The sequence below is a fragment of the Amycolatopsis thailandensis genome, assembly GCF_002234405.1.
GTDB classification, from domain to species: domain Bacteria; phylum Actinomycetota; class Actinomycetes; order Mycobacteriales; family Pseudonocardiaceae; genus Amycolatopsis; species Amycolatopsis thailandensis.
This window is the reverse complement of record NZ_NMQT01000283.1, coordinates 1-533: the sequence shown is the minus strand read 5'-3', so window position 1 is coordinate 533 and position 533 is coordinate 1. Positions and strand designations below refer to the sequence as shown.

Here is a 533-nt window from a genome sequence, read left to right as displayed (position 1 = left end):
GTGAAGTGACCGTCGGCGAGCCAGCGCAGCAACCGGGCGCCTTCGGCGACCTCGCCCACGGCCAGCCCCGGCGGCTTCTCGTCCAGCTCGTCGGCGAGACGGCGCGCGGTCTCGGCCATCTTGTCGGTGTCCTCGACGACCTCACGCACGTCGCCCAGCACCGACGAGAGCCGGTTGTCCAGCTCGCGGGCGCGATTCGGGTCGGTCACCAGGTCGATCTCGATGTACATCCACGACTCGGCCGCGGAATTCGCCGGCGGATCGGCCGGGTCGGCGTCCGGGTGGACCTCCAGCAGCTCGCCGGTCAGATCGCGGCTCACCACGACGATCGGGTGCACGATGCGCTGGACCTGCACCCCGTCCCGCGCGAACTCGGCCGCGACGGAGTCCACGAGGTACGGCATGTCGTCCGTGACGACCTGGACGACGGTGGCCTCACGGGTCCAGCCGTCTTCGGGGCCTGTCGGGTTCAGCAGCCGCACCGCGGGGCGGCCGGGCATCCGGTCCTTCGCCAGGTGCAGGTGCGAACGGAC

1 pseudogene is annotated in these 533 nt (G+C 71.5%); it reads right to left on the bottom strand.

From position 1 onward, the window contains the following. Positions 1-533 (bottom strand): annotated as a pseudogene (locus CFP71_RS42320) (NAD-glutamate dehydrogenase domain-containing protein); the annotation flags it as partial.